The sequence below is a fragment of the Streptomyces sp. NPDC043427 genome (genome assembly GCF_056436655.1).
In genome coordinates this window covers 161,539-180,000 of sequence record NZ_JBWKCC010000016.1, presented here as the reverse complement: position 1 = coordinate 180,000, position 18,462 = coordinate 161,539, and the positions used below count along the sequence as shown (strand labels likewise).

Below are 18,462 nucleotides of genomic sequence, written 5' to 3'. Positions count from 1 at the left end.
AACCAATTTTCCATCGGCCCTTGTCACCGGGCCCCCGGGTCTGATGAGCTGTGGCCTGGGACACAACGGACACCCTTCGAGAGGGAGATGTCGTGAGCAACGAAAGCCTGGCCAACCTGCTCAAGGAAGAGCGCAGGTTCGCGCCCCCCGCCGAGCTGGCCGCGAACGCCAACGTCACGGCGGAGGCGTATGAACAGGCCAAGGCTGACAGGCTCGGCTTCTGGGCCGAGCAGGCCCGGCGGCTGGCCTGGGCCAAGGAGCCGAGCGAGACGCTGGACTGGTCGAACCCGCCGTTCGCCAAGTGGTTCAAGGACGGCACGCTGAACGTGGCGTACAACTGCGTGGACCGGCATGTCGAGGCCGGGCACGGCGATCGGGTCGCCATCCACTTCGAGGGCGAGCCCGGTGACGGCCGCGCCATCACCTACGCCGAGCTCAAGGACGAGGTCTCCAAGGCCGCGAACGCCCTGCTGGAGCTGGGAGTTCAGGCGGGCGACCGGGTCGCCGTCTACATGCCGATGATCCCCGAGACCGCGATCGCGATGCTGGCCTGCGCCCGTATCGGTGCCGCGCACTCGGTCGTCTTCGGCGGCTTCTCGGCGGACGCGCTCGCCACGCGCATCCAGGACGCCGACGCCAAGGTCGTCATCACGTCCGACGGCGGCTGGCGGCGCGGCAAGCCGTCCGCGCTGAAGCCGGCCGTCGACGAGGCGATCACCAAGGTCGACAACGTCGAGCACGTGCTCGTGGTCCGCCGTACCGGCCAGGAGGTCGCCTGGAACGACGGGCGGGACGTGTGGTGGCACGAGATCGTCGAGCGGCAGTCCGCCGAGCACACGCCGGAGGCGTTCGAGGCCGAGCACCCGCTGTTCATCCTCTACACGTCCGGTACGACGGGTAAGCCGAAGGGCATCCTGCACACCTCCGGCGGCTACCTCACGCAGACCGCGTACACCCACCACGCCGTCTTCGACCTCAAGCCGGAGACGGACGTGTACTGGTGCACCGCCGACGTCGGCTGGGTCACCGGGCACTCGTACATCGTGTACGGGCCGCTGGCCAACGGCGCCACCCAGGTCATGTACGAAGGCACGCCGGACACCCCGCACCAGGGCAGGTTCTGGGAGATCGTGCAGAAGTACGGGGTGACGATCCTGTACACGGCGCCCACGGCCATCCGTACGTTCATGAAGTGGGGCGACGACATCCCCGCGAAGTTCGACCTGTCCTCCCTCCGCGTCCTGGGGTCGGTCGGCGAGCCGATCAACCCGGAAGCCTGGATCTGGTACCGCAAGCACATCGGAGGAGACAGCACCCCGATCGTCGACACCTGGTGGCAGACCGAGACCGGCGCGATGATGATCTCGCCGCTGCCCGGTGTCACCGCGACCAAGCCCGGCTCGGCGCAGACTCCGCTACCCGGTATCTCCGCGACCGTCGTGGACGACGAGGCGAACGAGGTGCCCAACGGCGGCGGTGGCTACCTGGTCCTGACCGAGCCGTGGCCGTCGATGCTGCGCACCATCTGGGGCGACGACCAGCGCTTCCTCGACACCTACTGGTCACGGTTCGAGGGCAAGTACTTCGCCGGTGACGGGGCGAAGAAGGACGACGACGGCGACGTCTGGCTGCTCGGGCGCGTCGACGACGTGATGCTCGTGTCGGGCCACAACATCTCCACCACCGAGGTCGAGTCGGCGCTCGTGTCCCACCCGTCGGTCGCCGAGGCGGCCGTGGTCGGCGCGGCGGACGAGACGACCGGGCAGGCGATCGTCGCCTTCGTGATCCTGCGCGGCACGGCGAACGCCGAGGACGAGCAGCTCGTCGCCCAGCTGCGCGACCACGTCGGCGCCACTCTCGGCCCGATCGCCAAGCCGAAGCGGGTCCTGCCGGTGGCGGAGCTGCCGAAGACCCGCTCCGGCAAGATCATGCGCCGTCTGCTGCGGGACGTCGCCGAGAACCGCCAGCTCGGGGACGTCACCACCCTGACCGACTCCACGGTCATGGACCTCATCCAGGCGAAGCTGCCGGCGGCGCCGAGCGAGGACTGAGATACGACGGAAGGGGCACCCGGCGACCAGTGCGCCGGGTGCCCTTTGGGCGCCTAACGTAGGGATCGCCGGATTCCTCCCCACGCACATTAGGTAAGCTAACAAAATAGGTGCGCCGGGAAGTCTGGTCGGCATGTGTTCCGTCCTGCCCACCGACCGGAGGTCTCCCCCGTGACCGCGCCCCGCACCTCAACTCCCCGCAAGGTTCTCGACCGGCTGTCCCTGCCGGAGCGGACCTATGTCGCGGACGCGCTGCGCACCGAGACGGTCGGTGGCGTGCTGCTGCTCGTCGCCGCGATCGCCGCGTTGGTCTGGGCGAACGTACCGGCGCTGCACGACAGTTACGAGACCGTCAGCCACTACCACCTCGGCCCCGCCGCCCTCGGCCTGGACCTGTCGATCGCCCACTGGGCCGCCGACGGCCTCCTCGCCGTCTTCTTCTTCGTCGCCGGCATCGAACTCAAGCGCGAACTGGTCGCCGGCGACCTCAGGGACCCCAAGGCCGCCGTGCTGCCGGTGGTGGCCGCCCTGTGCGGCATGGCCGTACCGGCGCTCGTCTACACCCTCACCAACCTCACCGGTGGTGGCTCCACCAACGGTTGGGCGGTGCCGACCGCCACGGACATCGCCTTCGCGCTCGCCGTGCTCGCCGTCATCGGGACGTCCCTGCCGAGCGCCCTGCGCGCCTTCCTGCTGACGCTGGCCGTCGTCGACGACCTGTTCGCGATCCTGATCATCGCGGTCTTCTTCACCGACGACCTGAACTTCGCCGCACTGGGCGGCGCGGTCCTCGGCCTCGCCCTCTTCTGGCTGCTGCTGCACAAGGGCGTACGCGGCTGGTACGTGTACGTCCCCCTCGCCCTCGTCGTCTGGGGGCTGATGTACAACAGCGGCATCCACGCCACCATCGCGGGCGTCGCCATGGGCCTGATGCTGCGGTGCACGACCCGCGGGAACGACGCGAACGACGAACACTCCCCCGGCGAGCGCATCGAGCACCTGGTGCGCCCCCTCTCCGCGGGCCTCGCCGTGCCGCTGTTCGCGCTGTTCAGCGCGGGTGTCACCGTCTCCGGCAGCGCGCTCGGGGACGTGTTCACCCAGCCGGAGACCCTCGGGGTCGTGCTGGGGCTGGTCGTCGGCAAGACGATCGGCATCTTCGGCGGGACGTATCTGACCGCCCGCTTCACCCGGGCCTCGCTCAGCGACGACCTCGCCTGGGCCGACGTGTTCGCAGTGGCATGCCTTGCCGGCATCGGCTTCACGGTCTCGCTGCTCATCGGCGAGCTCGCCTTCGAGGGTGACGCGGCGCTGACCGACGAGGTCAAGGCATCCGTACTCCTGGGCTCCCTCATCGCGGCGACGCTGGCGACGGTCCTGCTGAAGCTGCGCAACGCCAAGTACCGCAACCTGTTCGAGGCCGAGGAGCGCGATGAGGACCTCGACGGCATCCCGGACATCTACGAGCAGGACGACCCGGCGTACCACCTGCGGATGGCCGACATCCACGACCGCAAGGCCGCCGAACACCGCCGCATCGCCGAGCAGAAGGCCGCCGAGGCAGCCGGCCGGGAGACCGCGACACGCCACGGGCTTGCCGAAGTACCGGGCGGGGCAAGCGAGGACAACGACGGTCCGGCATGATCTGACGGGACGGTACAAAGGACAGGACCGTTCGAACAGGCCGGTCGGGCAGCAGTCGGACGGGCAAAGGTCAGGCAGAGGTCAGACGGAAGAGGGAGAGACCGCCATGAGCGCACCCGACGGCAGCCCGGTCGGCGCCGAACGCAGCATCGGCCAGCTCTTCGCATCGGCGACGACCGAATTGTCGGCGCTGGTGCACGACGAGATCGCGCTGGCGAAGGCGCAGCTCAAGCAGGACGTCAAGCGCGGCGCGACGAGCGGCGGCGCGTTCTCGCTGGCCGGCGCGGTCCTGATCTTCTCCCTGCCGATGCTGAACTTCGCCCTGGCGTACGGCATCCGGACCTGGAGCGGCTGGAACCTCGCCGTCTGCTTCCTGCTGTCCTTCGCCGCCAACGTGCTCCTCGCGGGCCTGCTCGCCCTGATCGGCGTGGTGTTCGCGAAGAAGGCCAAGAAGAGCCAGGGCCCGCAGAAGGTCGCCGCGTCGATGAAGGAGTCCGCGGGCGTCCTGCAGAACGCCAAGCCGCACCCGCGCCCGGAGCTTCCCAAGGACCGCGTGCCGGAGGCCATCGAGGCTGTGGCACGCTCGTCGTCATGACGGACCCCGCCACACCTTCGGCGCAACCCGCTTCGGTCGTACGCCCGGACGGCCCCTGGACGCACCGGGAGGTCGCCGCGAACGGCGCCCGCTTCCACATCGCCGAGGTGGGCGACGGGCCGCTGGTGTTGCTCCTGCACGGCTTCCCGCAGTTCTGGTGGGCCTGGCGGCACCAGCTCGTGGCGCTCGCCGACGCGGGTTTCCGCGCCGTCGCCATGGATCTGCGGGGCGTCGGCGGCAGCGACCGCACCCCGCGCGGGTACGACCCCGCCAACCTCGCCCTCGACGTCACCGGCGTGATCCGCTCCCTCGGCGAGCCGGACGCCGCGCTGGTCGGCCACGACCTGGGTGGATACCTGGCGTGGACGGCGGCCGCGATGCGCCCCAAGCTCGTGCGACGGCTCGCGGTCGCCTCGATGCCGCACCCCCGGCGCTGGCGCTCGGCGATGCTCGCGGACGTCAAGCAGACGCGCGCCGGTTCCTACGTCTGGGGGTTCCAGCGGCCCTGGATCCCCGAGCGCCGGCTCACCGCCGACGACGGCGCCCTGGTGGGCCGGCTGATCCGGGAGTGGTCCGGGCCGCGTCTGCCGGACGACGAGGCGGTGGAGACGTACCAGCGGGCCATCTGCATCCCCTCCACGGCGCACTGCTCGGTCGAGCCGTACCGCTGGCTGGTCCGCTCGATGGCGCGGCCCGACGGCATCCAGTTCAACCGGCGCATGAAGCGGCCGGTGCGGGTGCCGACGCTGCACCTGCACGGCTCGCTCGACCCCGTGATGCGCACGCGCAGCGCGGCCGGTTCGGGGGAGTACGTCGAAGCGCCGTACCGCTGGCGGTTGTTCGACGGGCTCGGACACTTCCCGCACGAGGAGGATCCGGTCGCTTTCTCCACCGAACTGATCAATTGGCTGAAGGATCCCGAACCCGATCGGTGACCGAATTGATGCGGCCGGTATCCGCCACCTGAACACCTGTCCTACGAACAGCCAATTGCCTGGCGCATAGGCCAATTGGGGGGCGCGCGGGCGGTTATCGACCTTGGGGCCCGGGCAGACGTCCGGGTATGGGCTGGACGCACGACTACAGTGACGCAGCACGCAATCGCCGCTCGGCCTCAGGCCTGAGCTCCCACCAGCGAGGCGGTGCACCTCAAGAAGGCACGGACCTCAGGGTGGGCATCCCGCGCATCCTGCGCCGCCGGGCCCGCTGGGTCTCGGTCCGTCTGCGTCACCCTCGAGGCTGACGCCCCGCTCGCCGCCCGGGCATGGGATCAGAGGGCACGGAATTCAGAGGGCACAGCTGTCGCTGTCCACCTGCTGGTTCGCGGCACGCCCCTGGGTGATGGCCTGCTGGATCTCGTCCGCGGTGAGCGCGTAGCCGGTGTCGGCGTCGTCGAGGGACTTCGCGAAGACCACGCCGTACACCTTGCCGTCGGGTGTGAGCAGCGGGCCGCCGGAGTTGCCCTGGCGGACGATCGCGTACAGCGAGTAGACGTCGCGGCGGACGGTGCCGCGGTGGTAGATGTCGGGGCCGTTGGCCGTGATGCGGCCCCGCACGCGTGCGGCGCGGACGTCGTACGACCCGTTCTCCGGGAAGCCGGCCACGATGGCGCTGTCGCCGCTCGCCGCGTCCTTCGACGTGAACTGCAGGGTGGGCGCTTTCAGGTTCGGTACGTCGAGTACCGCGATGTCGCGCTTCCAGTCGTAGAGGACGACCGTGGCGTCGTACTTCCTGCCCTCACCGCCTATCTGGACGGTGGGCTCGTCGACGCCGCCCACGACGTGCGCGTTGGTCATGACACGGCGATCGCCGAAGACGAAGCCAGTGCCCTCCAGGACCTTGCCGCAGCTCTGGGCGGTGCCCGTGACCTTGACGATGGAGCGCTGGGCGCGGGTGGCCACCGGGCTGTTGGCCAGGGCCGGGTCGGGCGGCTGGACGTCCTTGATCGGCTCGTTGGAGAACGGGCTGAAGACCTGCGGGAAGCCGTTCTGGGCGAGGACGGAGGAGAAGTCCGCGAACCAGGTGTCGGCCTGGTCCGGCAGCGCCCGGGAAACGCCGAGCAGCACCTTGGAGCTGCGGACCTCCTTGCCGAGCGTCGGCAGGGTGGTGCCGGCGAGGGCGGAACCGATCAGCCAGGCGACGAGGAGCATCGCGACGACGTTGACGAGGGCCCCGCCCGTGGCGTCCAGCGCACGAGCCGGGGACCAGGTGATGTACCGGCGCAGCTTGTTGCCGAGGTGGGTGGTCAGGGCTTGGCCGACCGAGGCACAGACGATCACGACGACGACCGCGACGACGGCGGCGGTCGTGCTCACCTCGGCCTTGTCGGTCAGTGCGTCCCAGATCACGGGGAGTACGTAGACGGCCACGAGGCCGCCGCCCAGGAAACCGGTCACCGACAGGATGCCGACGACGAAGCCCTGGCGGTAGCCGACGATCGCGAACCACACGGCGGCGACCAGCAACAGGATGTCCAGCACGTTCACCGCTTCAAGCCTCGCCTCATCAGTTCGCGATCACCCGGGTCGGCCGGGGGGTGTCCCCGGGTCGGCACAGCACGGAGCTCACCCTGTCATGACCGCCAGTCGAGCGGGACCTGCTTGTCTCGGTCCCAGGGGCGTTCCCAGCCCGCGTAGTGCAGGAGCCTGTCGATCACGCCTGCCGTGAAGCCCCACACAAGGGCCGATTCGACCAGAAATGCCGGTCCTCGGTGGCCGCTGGGGTGGACGGTGGTGGCGCGGTTGGCGGGGTCCGTGAGATCCGCCACGGGAACCGTGAAGACACGGGCGGTCTCGTTGGGGTCGACGACTCCGACGGGGCTGGGCTCGCGCCACCAGCCCAGCACCGGGGTGACGACGAAACCGCTGACCGGGATGTACAGCTTGGGCAGCACACCGAAGAGCTGGACACCGGCCGGGTCGAGGCCGGTCTCCTCCTCTGCCTCGCGCAGGGCGGCCCGCAGCGGCCCGTCGCCCTTGGGGTCCCCGTCCTCGGGGTCGAGGGCACCACCGGGGAACGAGGGCTGACCGGCGTGCGAGCGCAGTGATCCGGCCCGCTCCATGAGCAGCAGCTCGGGGCCGTACTCGCCCTCGCCGAAGAGGATGAGGACGGCCGACTGACGTCCGGCGCCGTTCGCCGGGGGCAGGAAGCGGCTCAGCTGGAGCGGCTCGACCGTCTCGACGGCCCGCACCACCGGGTCCAGCCAGGCAGGCAGCCCGTCCTTGCTGAGCGTCACCGGACCGCCCTGTGTGTTGCTCGCGCGTGTCATCGCCACCCCCGTCGTTCTGTCGTACTCAACGCCCGACCTGCCCGAGATCGTTCCGCTGGGTCCGTACGTCCCCTCCATGACCGTTTCGCCGGGCAGGTACGTCCCCTCCACGACCGTTTCGCCGGATGCGTACGTCCCGTCATCCGGCCCCCAGCGGCGGCGCCGGTTTGCCGCCCGCGTCCAGGTACGCCTGCGGGGGCTTCAGGCGCTGGCCGGGGAAGCCGCCCTTCTCGTACTTGAGCAGCTTCTTCGCCTTCTCGGGGTCCGTCTCACCCTCGCCGAAGGCCGGGCAGAGCGCGGCGATGGGGCAGGCGCCGCAGGCGGGCTTGCGGGCGTGGCATATCCGGCGGCCGTGGAAGATCACGTGGTGCGAGAGCATCGTCCACTCGCTCTTGGGGAAGAGCGCGCCGACGGCCGCCTCGATCTTGTCCGGGTCGGTCGCCTCGGTCCACCGCCAGCGCCGCACCAGCCGCTGGAAGTGCGTGTCCACGGTGATGCCGGGGCGGCCGAACGCGTTGCCGAGGACGACGAAGGCGGTCTTGCGGCCGACGCCGGGCAGTTTGACGAGGTCCTCGAGGCGGCCGGGCACCGCGCCGCCGAACTCCTCCACCAGGGCCTTCGACAGGCCCATCACCGACTTGGTCTTGGCCCGGAAGAAACCGCACGGGCGGAGGATCTCCTCGACCTCCTCCGGGTTGGCGGCGGCCAGGTCCTCGGGCGTGGGGTACTTGGCGAAGAGGGCGGGGGTCGTCTGGTTGACCCTGAGGTCCGTGGTCTGCGCGGAGAGCACCGTGGCGACGACCAGCTGGAAGGGGTTCTCGAAGTCCAGCTCGGGGTGCGCGTACGGATAGACCTCGGCGAGCTCGCGGTTGATACGGCGTGCGCGGCGCACGAGGGCGGTACGGGACTCGTCCTTGGCCGGCTTTCTGGCAGGGGCGACGGCCTTCTTCGCAGCCGCCACCCCCTTTGTCGTCTTTGTCGTTTTCTTGCCGCCGCCGGAGGCTTGTTCGCCCACGGCGGAATCGCGACGTACAACCACCCGCGCAGCCCCCTTGGCCTGTGCTCTCACCGGCGTTTTGGACACCCGGCCAGCCTAAAGCCAGGCACCGACATCCGCCCCGGACCCTCCTGATCGGCCCCCAATTGGACCCCTGCCGCTTACCCCGGGACACGTGTACGGCATCCTTGTGACAGATCACACTGTTTGGACCGTCCGGCAAAATGGGCACCAGGGTCCCCTGGTACCAAGGGGAAGCAAGATCCCCTGAGCAGGTCGACAAGGAGAGAACTCGTGGACGACGTTCTGCGGCGCAACCCGCTCTTCGCGGCTCTCGACGACGAGCAGGCCGCGGAGCTTCGCGCCTCCATGAGTGAGGTGACCCTGGCCCGCGGTGACTCCCTGTTCCACGAGGGCGACCCAGGTGACCGGCTCTATGTCGTCACCGAGGGCAAGGTCAAGCTTCACCGCACATCCCCGGACGGCCGGGAGAACATGCTGGCGGTGGTGGGCCCCAGCGAGCTCATCGGCGAGCTGTCGCTCTTCGACCCGGGCCCGCGTACGGCGACGGCGACCGCGCTCACCGAGGTCAAGCTGCTCGGCCTGGGCCACGGCGACCTCCAGCCCTGGCTGAACGCCCGCCCCGAGGTGGCCTCCGCGCTCCTGCGCGCCGTCGCCCGTCGGCTGCGCAAGACCAACGACGCGATGTCCGACCTCGTCTTCTCGGACGTCCCCGGCCGTGTGGCCCGCGCGCTGCTGGACCTCTCCCGCCGCTTCGGCGTGCAGTCCGAGGAGGGCATCCACGTCGTGCACGACCTGACGCAGGAGGAGCTGGCCCAGCTGGTCGGTGCCTCGCGCGAGACGGTCAACAAGGCGCTGGCGGACTTCGCCGGGCGCGGGTGGCTCCGCCTGGAGGCCCGCGCGGTGATCCTGCTGGACGTGGAGCGGCTGGCGAAGCGGTCGCGCTGACGCCGGATCTCGTTCAAGAAGGCTGCCGAGTTCCCACGCAGGCATGAACCGTCCAGGACTGGACTCAGCAGGCATGAACCGTCCAGGACTGGACTCAGAGGGGTACATCGCGCGCGAAGGCTCCCTCGCGCGTGTCCCCGTCCCCTTCCGCCCCGTTGTCGCCGCCGTGCGGGTCCGGCTGGCGGACGCCTTCGGGGCGCGCATGCACAGCGCGTACCTCTACGGCTCGATACCGCGCGGCACCGCGCGCGTGGGCCGCAGTGACCTGGACCTGCTGATCGTCCTGCACGAGGAGCCGACCGACGACGACCGGGCCGACGCTCGCGCCTTGGAAGAGGCCGTCGACGAGGAGTTCCCGCAGGTCGACGGTGGCGGGGCCCTGCTGGTCAGCCGCGCGCAAGCGCTGAGCGACCTGGAGAGGCACGACCTGGGGTGGTTCGTCGCCTGCCTGTGCACTCCGCTGCTCGGTGAGGACCTCGCCGCGTTCCTGCCGCGCTACCGGCCCGACTCCCTGCTCGCCCGGGAGACCAACGGCGACCTCACGCTGCACCTCCCGCGCTGGCGTCAGCGGATCGCCACCGCCGAGGACAGCGAGGAGGCACGGCGGCCACTCGTAAGGTTCATGTCCCGGCGTCTGGTCCGCACCGCGTTCACGCTCGTCATGCCCCGCTGGAACGGCTGGACCAGCGACCTGCACGAGATGGCCGACGCCTTCGCCCCGTACTACCCCGCGCGGGCGGACCAACTGCGGGCGGCGGCCAAGCGCGGCTACGAGCCGACCGGCGACGCGGCCGCGCTCAGGTCCTACGTCGACGACCTGGGGCCGTGGCTCGCGCAGGAGTACACGCGCGTGCACGGCGTCAAAGCCCCACGGCCCGACCAGGCGGGCTAGGGCCTCTCGTTTGGATCATGCCGGGCTCGCGGGGTCCGGCCCCTGATCCGGCCTGATCCAAACGAAAGACCCTAGTGCTGTGACCGGACAGGTCCGCCGGCGCGCGAAGACCTCTCCGGTCACCGCACTAGATGAGCCCGTGCTCCTCCAGGTAGTCCAGCTGGGCCCGTACCGACAGCTCCGCCGCCGGCCACAGGGAGCGTTCCACGTCGGCGTAGACGTGGGCGACGACCTCGGAGGGGGTGCGGTAGCCGTCCTCGACGGCCGTCTCGACCTGGGCGAGGCGGTGGGCGCGGTGGGCCAGGTAGTACTCCACGGCGCCCTGGGCGTCCTCCAGGACGGGCCCGTGGCCCGGGAGGACCGTGTGCACGCCGTCGTCGACCGTGAGGGACCTGAGCCGCCGCAGGGTGTCGAGATAGTCGCCCAGGCGGCCGTCGGGGTGCGCCACGACCGTCGTACCGCGGCCGAGGATCGTGTCGCCCGTGAGGATCGCCTGGTCGGCCGGGAGGTGGAAGGACAGGGAGTCCGCGGTGTGGCCGGGCGTCGATACGACGCTCAGCTCCAGGCCGCCCACGCAGATCACGTTACCGGCCGCGAGGCCCTCGTCGCCCAGCCGCAGCGCCGGGTCCAGGGCCCGCACCTTGGTACCGGTCAGCTCGGCGAAGCGTACGGCGCCCTCGGCGTGGTCGGGGTGGCCGTGGGTCAGCAGGGTCAGGGCAACGCGTTTGCCGGCCTTCTCGGCCGTATCGACGACCGCGCGGAGGTGTCCGTCGTGCAGCGGGCCCGGGTCGACGACGACGGCGAGCTCGGAGTCGGGCTCGGACAGGATCCAGGTGTTGGTGCCGTCCAGGGTCATCGCGGAGGCGTTGGGCGCGAGGACGTTGACGGCCCGCGCGGTGGCCGGTCCCGAGAGGACACCGCCGCGGGGCTGTCCGGGAAGGGCTGCTGCGTCCGTCATGCGGGGGCTCCACCCGTCGGGATGTGCTTGGTGAACTCGTCGTGTCCTGGCCAGGTGAGCACGATCTCGCCGTCCTCGATGCGGGCCTCGGCCAGCACGGCGGTGAGGTCGCGCCCGGGGGCGGCGGCCAGGGCGTCGGCGGCCGTGCCGTACACGCTCAGCTGGCGCAGGGTGGCGATGGTGGGCGGCATCATCAGCAGCTCGCCCTTGTCGTAGCCGACGGCCGCGTCCTCGGGCCGGATCCACACCGTGCGGTCCGCCTCCGTGGAGGTGTTGCGGGTGCGCTGGCCCTCGGGCAGGGCGGCCACGAAGAACCACGTGTCGTAGCGGCGCGGTTCGAACTCCGGGGTGATCCAGCGCGTCCAGGCACCCAGCAGGTCGGAGCGCAGGACCAGGCCGCGGCGATCCAGGAACTCGGCGAACGACATCTCCCGCGCGACGACAGCCGCGCGGTCGGCCTCCCAGTCCTCGCCCGTGGTGTCGCCCACGACGGAGTCCGGGGCCGGCCCGGCGAGCAGGACGCCGGCCTCCTCGTACGTCTCCCGTACGGCCGCGCAGACGATCGCCTGGGCCGCCGTCTCGTCGACGCCGAGCCGGTCCGCCCACCACGCGCGCGTGGGGCCCGCCCAGCGGACGTGGCGGTCGTCGTCGCGGGGGTCGACGCCGCCGCCCGGGTACGCGTACGCGCCTCCGGCGAAGGCCATGGAGGCGCGTCTGCGCAGCATGTGGACGGCCGGGCCGGTGTCGGTGTCCTTCAGGAGCATCACAGTGGCCGCTCGCTTCGGGGTGACCGGAGTGAGCGTGCCGTCCGCGAGCGCCCGGATGAGGTCCGGCCAGTCCGCGGGGTACCACTGCCCATTCGCCATGGGCGCGAGGCTATCCCGTAGTGAGCGGATGTTCGAGAGGCAACGATCACTCGCCCAGGGCTTACGCCTGCGTCAGCTCCACCTGGATCTCCACCTCGACCGGCGCGTCCAGCGGCAGCACCGCCACGCCGACCGCGCTGCGCGCGTGCACGCCCTTGTCGCCGAGGACCTCGCCCAGCAGCTCGCTCGCGCCGTTCAGCACACCCGGCTGGCCCGTGAAGTCGGCCGCGGAGGCGACGAAGCCCACGACCTTCACCACGCGCGCGATACGGTCCAGGTCACCCGCGACGGACTTGACGGCCGCGAGGGCGTTCAGCGCGCACGTACGCGCCAGCTCCTTGGCCTCCTCGGCGGTGACCTCCGCGCCGACCTTGCCGGTGACCGGCAGCTTGCCGTCCACCATCGGCAGCTGGCCGGCCGTGAAGACGTACGGGCCGGACTGAACGGCCGGCTGGTACGCGGCCAGCGGCGGGACGACCGCCGGCAGGCTCAGCCCCAGCTCGGCGAGGCGGGCCTCGACCGCGCTCACGCCTGCTTCTCCCGCTTCAGGTAGGCCACCAGCTGCTCGGGGTTGTTCGGGCCGGGCACGACCTGGACGAGCTCCCAGCCGTCCTCGCCCCAGGTGTCCAGAATCTGCTTCGTGGCATGGACGAGCAGCGGCACGGTTGCGTATTCCCACTTGGTCATGGGGCCGACTGTATCCGCTGTCGCGGGTGGCACCGACGGACGACCCCGAGCGCCGTTATCCACAGCCTCCCGATTGGTCGGGGCGCGGACTGGTTACGCTCGAAGACGTGAGCAGGCTCCAGGTCGTCAGCGGTAAGGGCGGGACCGGAAAGACGACGGTCGCCGCGGCCCTCGCGCTCGCCCTCGCGACAGAGGGGAAGCGGGCGCTTCTCGTCGAGGTCGAGGGGAGGCAGGGCATCGCGCAGCTCTTCGAGACGGAAGCGCTGCCTTATGAGGAGCGGAAGATCGCCGTCGCTCCAGGGGGCGGGGAGGTGTTCGCCCTGGCCATAGACCCCGAACTGGCCCTTTTGGACTACCTCCAGATGTTCTACAAGCTGGGGGGCGCCGGTCGGGCCCTGAAGAAGCTCGGCGCGATCGACTTCGCCACCACCATCGCGCCCGGCCTCAGGGACGTACTCCTGACCGGCAAGGCGTGCGAGGCGGTGCGCCGCAAGGACAGGTCCGGACGGTTCGCCTACGACTACGTCGTGATGGACGCGCCGCCCACCGGGCGCATCACCCGCTTCCTCAATGTCAACGACGAGGTCGCCGGGCTCGCCAAGATCGGGCCGATACACAATCAGGCGCAGGCCGTGATGCGGGTGCTGAAGTCGTCGGAGACGGCCGTGCACCTGGTGACGCTGCTGGAGGAGATGCCCGTCCAGGAGACCGCGGACGGGATCGCCGAACTGCGCTCCGCGCGGCTGCCGGTGGGACGGGTCATCGTGAACATGGTGCGCCCCCAGATCCTGGACGCGGCCGACCTGGACCTCGTACGGAGCGTTCCACGCACCGCCGTGGCCAAGTCACTGTCGGCCGCCGGGCTGGGCGGGGCGCGGCGCGGCGGGCACGCCGAGCGGCTGGTGGACCCTCTCCTCACGCAGGCGGGGGAGTACGCCGAGCGGTACGCGCTGGAGCAGGAGCAGCGCGGCGTCCTGGGCGAGCTGGGCCTGCCGTCGCACGAACTGCCGCTGCTCGCCGAGGGCATGGACCTGGCGGGTCTGTACGAACTGGCCACCGAGCTGCGGAAGCAGGGGATCGCATGAGTCCGGACGCGGCCCAGGACCACGGGCACCACCATCTGTCCCCCGCGCGTGTGCTCGACCTCGACCCGCTCATCGACGACCCGAAGACCCGCATCGTGGTGTGCTGCGGCTCGGGCGGGGTCGGCAAGACGACCACCGCGGCGGCCCTGGGCCTGCGGGCGGCCGAACGGGGCCGCAAAGTCGTGGTGCTGACGATCGACCCGGCGCGCCGGCTCGCCCAGTCGATGGGCATCGACTCGCTCGACAACACCCCGCGCCGCGTGAAGGGCGTCGAGGGGGACGGCGAGCTGCACGCGATGATGCTCGACATGAAGCGCACCTTCGACGAGATCGTCGAGGCGCACGCGGACGCCGAGCGGGCGTCCACGATCCTGAACAACCCCTTCTACCAGTCGCTCTCGGCGGGCTTCGCGGGCACGCAGGAGTACATGGCGATGGAGAAGCTGGGGCAGCTGCGGGCGCGGGACGAGTGGGACCTGATCGTCGTCGACACGCCGCCGTCCCGCTCGGCGCTCGACTTCCTGGACGCGCCCAAGCGACTGGGGTCCTTCCTGGACGGGCGGCTGATCCGGCTGCTCACCGCGCCCGCCAAGCTGGGCGGGCGCGCGGGGATGAAGTTCCTGAACGTCGGGATGTCGATGATGACCGGCACCCTCGGCAAGCTGCTCGGCGGACAGCTCCTGAAGGACGTCCAGACGTTCGTGGCCGCGATGGACACCACTTTCGGCGGGTTCCGCACGCGCGCGGACGCCACGTACAAGCTGCTCCAGGCGCCCGGGACGGCGTTCCTGGTGGTGGCGGCGCCGGAGCGGGACGCGCTGCGGGAGGCGGCCTACTTCGTGCAGCGGCTGGCCGCCGAGGACATGCCGCTCGCCGGTCTGGTGCTCAACCGGGTCCACGGCAGCGGCGCCGACCGGCTGTCGGCCGAGCGGGCGCTCGCCGCCGCCGAAAATCTTGAGGAGACCCGCATTGTGGATCAGGACGGCGGGAAAGCTGGACTTCGTAACTCTCCCGACTCGTACGGCAGTTCAGAATCTCCCGCGTCCGGCGACGCAGAACCACCCGCTTCCGAGACCGACTCCCCCAGCGCGGATCAGGCGGTTCTGGGCGCCGATGGACTCCTCTCGGACACCTCGGATGTCGACGGACTCACGGCGGGCCTGCTGAGGCTGCACGCGGAACGTATGCAACTGCTCTCCCGGGAGCAGCGCACGCGTGACCGCTTCACCGCGCTGCACCCCGAAGTGGCGGTGGCCGAAGTGGCCGCGCTGCCCGGCGACGTACACGACCTCGGGGGGCTGCGGGACATCGGGGAACGGCTCGCGGCCAACCGGCCGGAGCTGCCCGGGACTGCCGACGGCTGAGCGGGGGGTGCCCCCCGCGACTCAGCGTCGTGTGGTGACCGGAGGGTGCCCCCCTCAGCTCACCGCCGCATAGTTCTCGTACACCTCGTCGCTGTCGAGGGGCACGATGCCCACCCCGCGCTCGTACTCCGTCCGCGCGGTCTCCAGCAGCCGGCGCCAGGAGGTCACGGTGGGCCGCCTGCGCAGCAGTGCGCGGCGCTCCCGCTCGGTCATTCCTCCCCACACACCGAACTCGACACGATTGTCGAGCGCGTCGGCCAGGCACTCCGTGCGCACCGGGCATCCGCTGCACACCGCCTTGGCCCTGTTCTGCGCTGCTCCCTGAACGAACAGTTCATCCGGATCGGTAGTGCGGCAGGCCGCCTGCGCACTCCAGTCGACTACCCAGCCCATACCGGCGCCGTCCTCTCCCGAATCGAGGCTCCCCCACGGCGGCAGCGGCATATTCACCGCCACCAGTTGAGGACGTTACGGAAGGTGGGCACAGCGCAACACCCCCTTCGGGCCCAATCTTGAATGGCCCGAACGGACTATGCGTAAGCGGCAGATCACCCGGGGGAGTGAGCCTGCGACATGCGTGACTTTCCCGGCAAACCGGTACAGTTCTGCTGGGTCGCAACGGACACCGACTGACACACAAGGCTGATTCGGACACACCCCCACCAAAAAAGTTGGGGAACCTCCGGAACGATTCGGGGTCGCCGGACGTATTGATACGTGGCCCTACTGCTGTGACAGTTGAGAGCAGCTTAGGCCAATGCCTGTACGCGTGTCCGGCGAATGAGAACGTAGGCTGCCCCCATGCCAAAGAAGCGCTCGGGCGGCGGTCTGACGGCGACGCAGCAGGCCGCCAAGTTCCTCGGTGTCAGTGTGCTCTCGGGAGCCGTCCTGGCCGGCATCGCGCTGCCGGCCGTCGGCGCGCTGGGCCTGGCCGCGAAGGGTTCGGTGGAGAGCTTCGACGAACTCCCGGCCAACCTCAAGACGCCCCCGCTGAGTCAGCGCACCACCATCCTCGACGCCGACGGCGGCCAGATCGCCACCGTCTACTCGCGCGACCGCACGGTGGTCGACCTCAAGGACGTCTCGCCGTACATGCAGAAGGCGATCGTCGCGATCGAGGACTCGCGCTTCTACCAGCACGGCGCGGTGGACCTGAAGGGCATCCTCCGCGCGCTCAACAAGAACGCGCAGAGCGGCGGGGTGTCCGAGGGCGCATCCACCCTCACGCAGCAGTACGTGAAGAACGTCAACATCGAGGAGGCCGGCGACGACCCGACGAAGGTCGCGCAGGCCACCCAGCAGACGATCGGCCGCAAGATCAAGGAGCTGAAGTACGCGATCCAGGTGGAGGAGGAGCTCGGCAAGAAGAAGATCCTCGAGAACTACCTGAACATCACGTTCTTCGGCCAGCAGGCCTACGGCGTCGAGGCCGCCTCCCAGCGCTACTTCTCCAAGCACGCCAAGAACCTCACCCTCGCGGAGTCCGCGCTCCTCGCGGGCATCGTCCAGTCGCCGAGCCGCTACGACCCCATCAACGACGAGGCCGAGGCGACCAAGCGGCGCAACACCGTGCTGCAGCGCATGGCCGAGGTCGGCGACGTCTCGCAGGCCGACGCCGACGCGGCCAAGGAGAAGCCGCTGGGCCTGAAGGTCCGCAAGCCGAAGAACGGCTGCATCACGGCCTTCAAGGGCGCCAGCTTCTTCTGCAAGTACGTCGAGCGCGTCTTCCTGAGCAACCCGGTCTTCGGCAAGACCAAGGAGGCCCGGGCGAAGATCTGGAACCAGGGCGGCCTGACCATCCGGACCACGCTGGAGCCGCAGTCCCAGAGGTCGGTGCAGGCCTCGCTCAAGGACCACATCTACAAGTCCGACAAGGTCGCCGCCGCCTCCACCCTGGTCGAGCCCGGTACCGGCAAGATCCTCGCGATGGGCCAGTCGAAGCCGTACGGCTACGGCAAGAACGAGACCGAGATCAACTACTCGGTCGGCAACGACATGGGCGGCTCCAACTTCGGTTTCCCGACCGGTTCGACGTTCAAGCCGTTCGTCGCCGCGGCCGCGCTGGAGGAGGGCCGGCCGGCGACGCAGGAGTACTCGTCGCCGTACAAGATGGAGTACCCGAGCCCCGTCCAGACCTGCGACGGCAAGCCGTGGGTCAACAGCCGCGAGCAGCCCGCGTCCGTGGAGAACGAGGACGAGTCCGAGGTCGGCCCGTACCAGATGAAGAAGGCGATGGAGAAGTCCGTCAACACCTACTTCGTCCAGCTGATCTCCGACATCGGTCTGTGCCCCGTGGCGAAGATGACGGACGCGCTGCACGTGGTGCAGGGCAACAACACCAAGCTCCCCGAGGTGCCCGCCATCGCCCTCGGCTCCAAGGGCATCTCCCCGCTGACGATGGCGTCGGCGTACGCCGCCTTCGCCTCGCGCGGCATGTACTGCACCCCGATCGCCATCGAGTCCATCACCCAGAAGGTCGGCAACCAGCACAAGTCGCTCGAGGTCCCCAAGTCGACCTGCTCGCGTGCCATGTCGGAGAAGACGGCCGACACCATCAACTCCCTGCTGGTGGGCGTGGTCGACTCCGGTACGGGCCGGACGGCCGGTCTGTCGGGCCGCGACAACGCCGGTAAGACCGGTACGACGGACGAGCGCAAGAACGCCTGGTTCGTCGGCTACACCCCGAACCTCTCGGGCGCGGTCTGGGTCGGCAGCGCCACCCAGAAGGTCGAGATGAACTACATCTCCATCGGCGGCGTCTTCCACGACCATGTCTACGGCGGTGACACCCCCGGCCCCATCTGGCGCGACGCCATGACCGGCGCGCTCGATGGCAAGGAGGCCCCGCCGTTCAACCTGATCCACATCCCCGACCCGCAGCCGAAGGAGAAGGACAAGGGCGACGGGAACGGCCGTGGCAACGGCAACGGTGGCGACAACGGGGACGACGACCAGCTCATCGGCGGCAACGACGGCGGGACGTTCCCGACGCCCACGTTCTCGTTCCCGGAGAACCTGTTCCAGGGGCAGGGCAATGGCGGGAACGGGAACGGTGGGAGGCGGGGCTGAGGCACTGAGCCACCGGCCGG

18 protein-coding genes are annotated in these 18,462 nt (G+C 70.0%); 10 read left to right on the top strand and 8 right to left on the bottom strand.

The features are described from left to right. The first annotated feature begins 92 nt into the window (after positions 1-92). The 5 genes from acs (at position 93) to AC067M_RS25095 (ending at position 5,530) form a co-directional block, all read left to right on the top strand. On the top strand, positions 93-2,051 hold the full coding sequence (gene acs, locus AC067M_RS25115) for an acetate--CoA ligase (protein WP_478699267.1): 1,959 nt from the start codon (positions 93-95) through the stop codon (positions 2,049-2,051). 171 nt (positions 2,052-2,222) lie between these two features. After that, positions 2,223-3,692: a Na+/H+ antiporter NhaA gene (gene nhaA / locus AC067M_RS25110; RefSeq protein WP_478699266.1), complete on the top strand. Its 1,470-nt coding sequence runs from the start codon at positions 2,223-2,225 to the stop codon at positions 3,690-3,692. Between the two features lie 106 nt (positions 3,693-3,798). Then, positions 3,799-4,287 (top strand): phage holin family protein, encoded by a 489-nt coding sequence (locus AC067M_RS25105; RefSeq protein WP_478699265.1) that lies wholly within the window; start codon positions 3,799-3,801, stop codon positions 4,285-4,287. Next, on the top strand, positions 4,284-5,222 hold the full coding sequence (locus tag AC067M_RS25100; protein ID WP_478699264.1) for an alpha/beta fold hydrolase: 939 nt from the start codon (positions 4,284-4,286) through the stop codon (positions 5,220-5,222). Before AC067M_RS25105 ends, AC067M_RS25100 begins: the two co-directional genes overlap by 4 nt. 128 nt (positions 5,223-5,350) lie before the next feature. Then, the gene (locus AC067M_RS25095; protein WP_133928446.1) at positions 5,351-5,530 is read left to right on the top strand and encodes a hypothetical protein; all 180 of its coding nucleotides are present in this window, start codon (positions 5,351-5,353) and stop codon (positions 5,528-5,530) included. A 43-nt stretch (positions 5,531-5,573) separates the two neighbouring features. Here AC067M_RS25095 and AC067M_RS25090 read toward each other — a convergent pair whose 3' ends face one another. The 3 genes from AC067M_RS25090 to nth all read right to left on the bottom strand — a co-directional run bounded on the left by AC067M_RS25090 (position 5,574) and on the right by nth (position 8,570). Continuing rightward, positions 5,574-6,773 (bottom strand): MarP family serine protease, encoded by a 1,200-nt coding sequence (locus tag AC067M_RS25090; RefSeq protein WP_478699263.1) that lies wholly within the window; start codon positions 6,771-6,773, stop codon positions 5,574-5,576. 86 nt (positions 6,774-6,859) lie between these two features. Further along, positions 6,860-7,555 carry an NUDIX hydrolase gene (locus AC067M_RS25085; protein WP_478699262.1) on the bottom strand — a complete coding sequence of 232 codons (696 nt, stop codon included), beginning with the start codon at positions 7,553-7,555 and terminating at the stop codon, positions 6,860-6,862. Between the two features lie 139 nt (positions 7,556-7,694). After that, complete coding sequence (gene nth, locus AC067M_RS25080) at positions 7,695-8,570, bottom strand: endonuclease III (protein WP_478699261.1); 876 nt, start codon at positions 8,568-8,570, stop codon at positions 7,695-7,697. Positions 8,571-8,846: 276 nt separating this feature from the next. On the opposite strand from nth, the gene AC067M_RS25075 reads away from it, so the two are divergent. After that, positions 8,847-9,521, top strand: coding sequence for a Crp/Fnr family transcriptional regulator (locus AC067M_RS25075; protein WP_389422541.1), 675 nt, complete (start codon positions 8,847-8,849; stop codon positions 9,519-9,521). 73 nt (positions 9,522-9,594) lie between these two features. Beyond that, positions 9,595-10,413 (top strand): nucleotidyltransferase domain-containing protein, encoded by an 819-nt coding sequence (locus tag AC067M_RS25070; RefSeq protein ID WP_478699260.1) that lies wholly within the window; start codon positions 9,595-9,597, stop codon positions 10,411-10,413. 127 nt (positions 10,414-10,540) lie between these two features. Here AC067M_RS25070 and AC067M_RS25065 read toward each other — a convergent pair whose 3' ends face one another. The 4 genes from AC067M_RS25065 to AC067M_RS25050 form a co-directional block, all read right to left on the bottom strand. Further along, entirely contained in the window at positions 10,541-11,371 is an 831-nt protein-coding gene (locus AC067M_RS25065) for an MBL fold metallo-hydrolase (RefSeq protein ID WP_478699259.1), read from the bottom strand. Continuing rightward, positions 11,368-12,237 carry an NUDIX hydrolase gene (locus AC067M_RS25060; protein ID WP_478699258.1) on the bottom strand — a complete coding sequence of 290 codons (870 nt, stop codon included), beginning with the start codon at positions 12,235-12,237 and terminating at the stop codon, positions 11,368-11,370. The genes AC067M_RS25065 and AC067M_RS25060 overlap by 4 nt, the downstream gene beginning before the upstream one ends. Before the next feature lie 61 nt (positions 12,238-12,298). Continuing rightward, complete coding sequence (locus tag AC067M_RS25055; protein WP_478699257.1) at positions 12,299-12,766, bottom strand: RidA family protein; 468 nt, start codon at positions 12,764-12,766, stop codon at positions 12,299-12,301. Then, positions 12,763-12,924, bottom strand: a complete 162-nt coding sequence (locus tag AC067M_RS25050) for a Sp36 family protein (RefSeq protein WP_003975360.1) — start codon at positions 12,922-12,924, stop codon at positions 12,763-12,765. Before AC067M_RS25050 ends, AC067M_RS25055 begins: the two co-directional genes overlap by 4 nt. A gap of 107 nt (positions 12,925-13,031) precedes the next feature. Between AC067M_RS25050 and bagA the strand changes: the two genes are divergently transcribed. Then, complete coding sequence (gene bagA, locus AC067M_RS25045; protein ID WP_478699256.1) at positions 13,032-14,009, top strand: ATPase BagA; 978 nt, start codon at positions 13,032-13,034, stop codon at positions 14,007-14,009. Next, complete coding sequence (bagB, locus tag AC067M_RS25040) at positions 14,006-15,373, top strand: ATPase BagB (RefSeq protein WP_478699255.1); 1,368 nt, start codon at positions 14,006-14,008, stop codon at positions 15,371-15,373. The genes bagA and bagB overlap by 4 nt, the downstream gene beginning before the upstream one ends. A 54-nt stretch (positions 15,374-15,427) precedes the next feature. On the opposite strand, the gene wblA is transcribed toward bagB, so the two are convergent. Then, positions 15,428-15,766, bottom strand: a complete 339-nt coding sequence (gene wblA / locus AC067M_RS25035; RefSeq protein WP_478699299.1) for a transcriptional regulator WblA — start codon at positions 15,764-15,766, stop codon at positions 15,428-15,430. Between the two features lie 408 nt (positions 15,767-16,174). Between wblA and AC067M_RS25030 the strand changes: the two genes are divergently transcribed. Continuing rightward, a complete protein-coding gene (locus tag AC067M_RS25030) occupies positions 16,175-18,442 on the top strand; it encodes a transglycosylase domain-containing protein (RefSeq protein ID WP_478699254.1) in 2,268 nt (755 codons plus the stop codon). Positions 18,443-18,462: the final 20 nt, after the last annotated feature.

Coding starts and splice junctions, on each gene's coding strand:
- AC067M_RS25105 (WP_478699265.1), top strand. CDS start 3,799: ATGAGCGCACCCGACGGCAGCCCGGTCGGCGCCGAACGCAGCATCGGC.
- AC067M_RS25100 (WP_478699264.1), top strand. CDS start 4,284: ATGACGGACCCCGCCACACCTTCGGCGCAACCCGCTTCGGTCGTACGC.
- AC067M_RS25095 (WP_133928446.1), top strand. CDS start 5,351: ATGGGCTGGACGCACGACTACAGTGACGCAGCACGCAATCGCCGCTCG.
- AC067M_RS25085 (WP_478699262.1), bottom strand. CDS start 7,555: ATGACACGCGCGAGCAACACACAGGGCGGTCCGGTGACGCTCAGCAAG.
- AC067M_RS25070 (WP_478699260.1), top strand. CDS start 9,595: ATGAACCGTCCAGGACTGGACTCAGAGGGGTACATCGCGCGCGAAGGC.
- AC067M_RS25065 (WP_478699259.1), bottom strand. CDS start 11,371: ATGACGGACGCAGCAGCCCTTCCCGGACAGCCCCGCGGCGGTGTCCTC.
- AC067M_RS25060 (WP_478699258.1), bottom strand. CDS start 12,237: ATGGCGAATGGGCAGTGGTACCCCGCGGACTGGCCGGACCTCATCCGG.
- AC067M_RS25050 (WP_003975360.1), bottom strand. CDS start 12,924: ATGACCAAGTGGGAATACGCAACCGTGCCGCTGCTCGTCCATGCCACG.
- bagB (WP_478699255.1), top strand. CDS start 14,006: ATGAGTCCGGACGCGGCCCAGGACCACGGGCACCACCATCTGTCCCCC.
- wblA (WP_478699299.1), bottom strand. CDS start 15,766: ATGGGCTGGGTAGTCGACTGGAGTGCGCAGGCGGCCTGCCGCACTACC.
- AC067M_RS25030 (WP_478699254.1), top strand. CDS start 16,175: ATGCCAAAGAAGCGCTCGGGCGGCGGTCTGACGGCGACGCAGCAGGCC.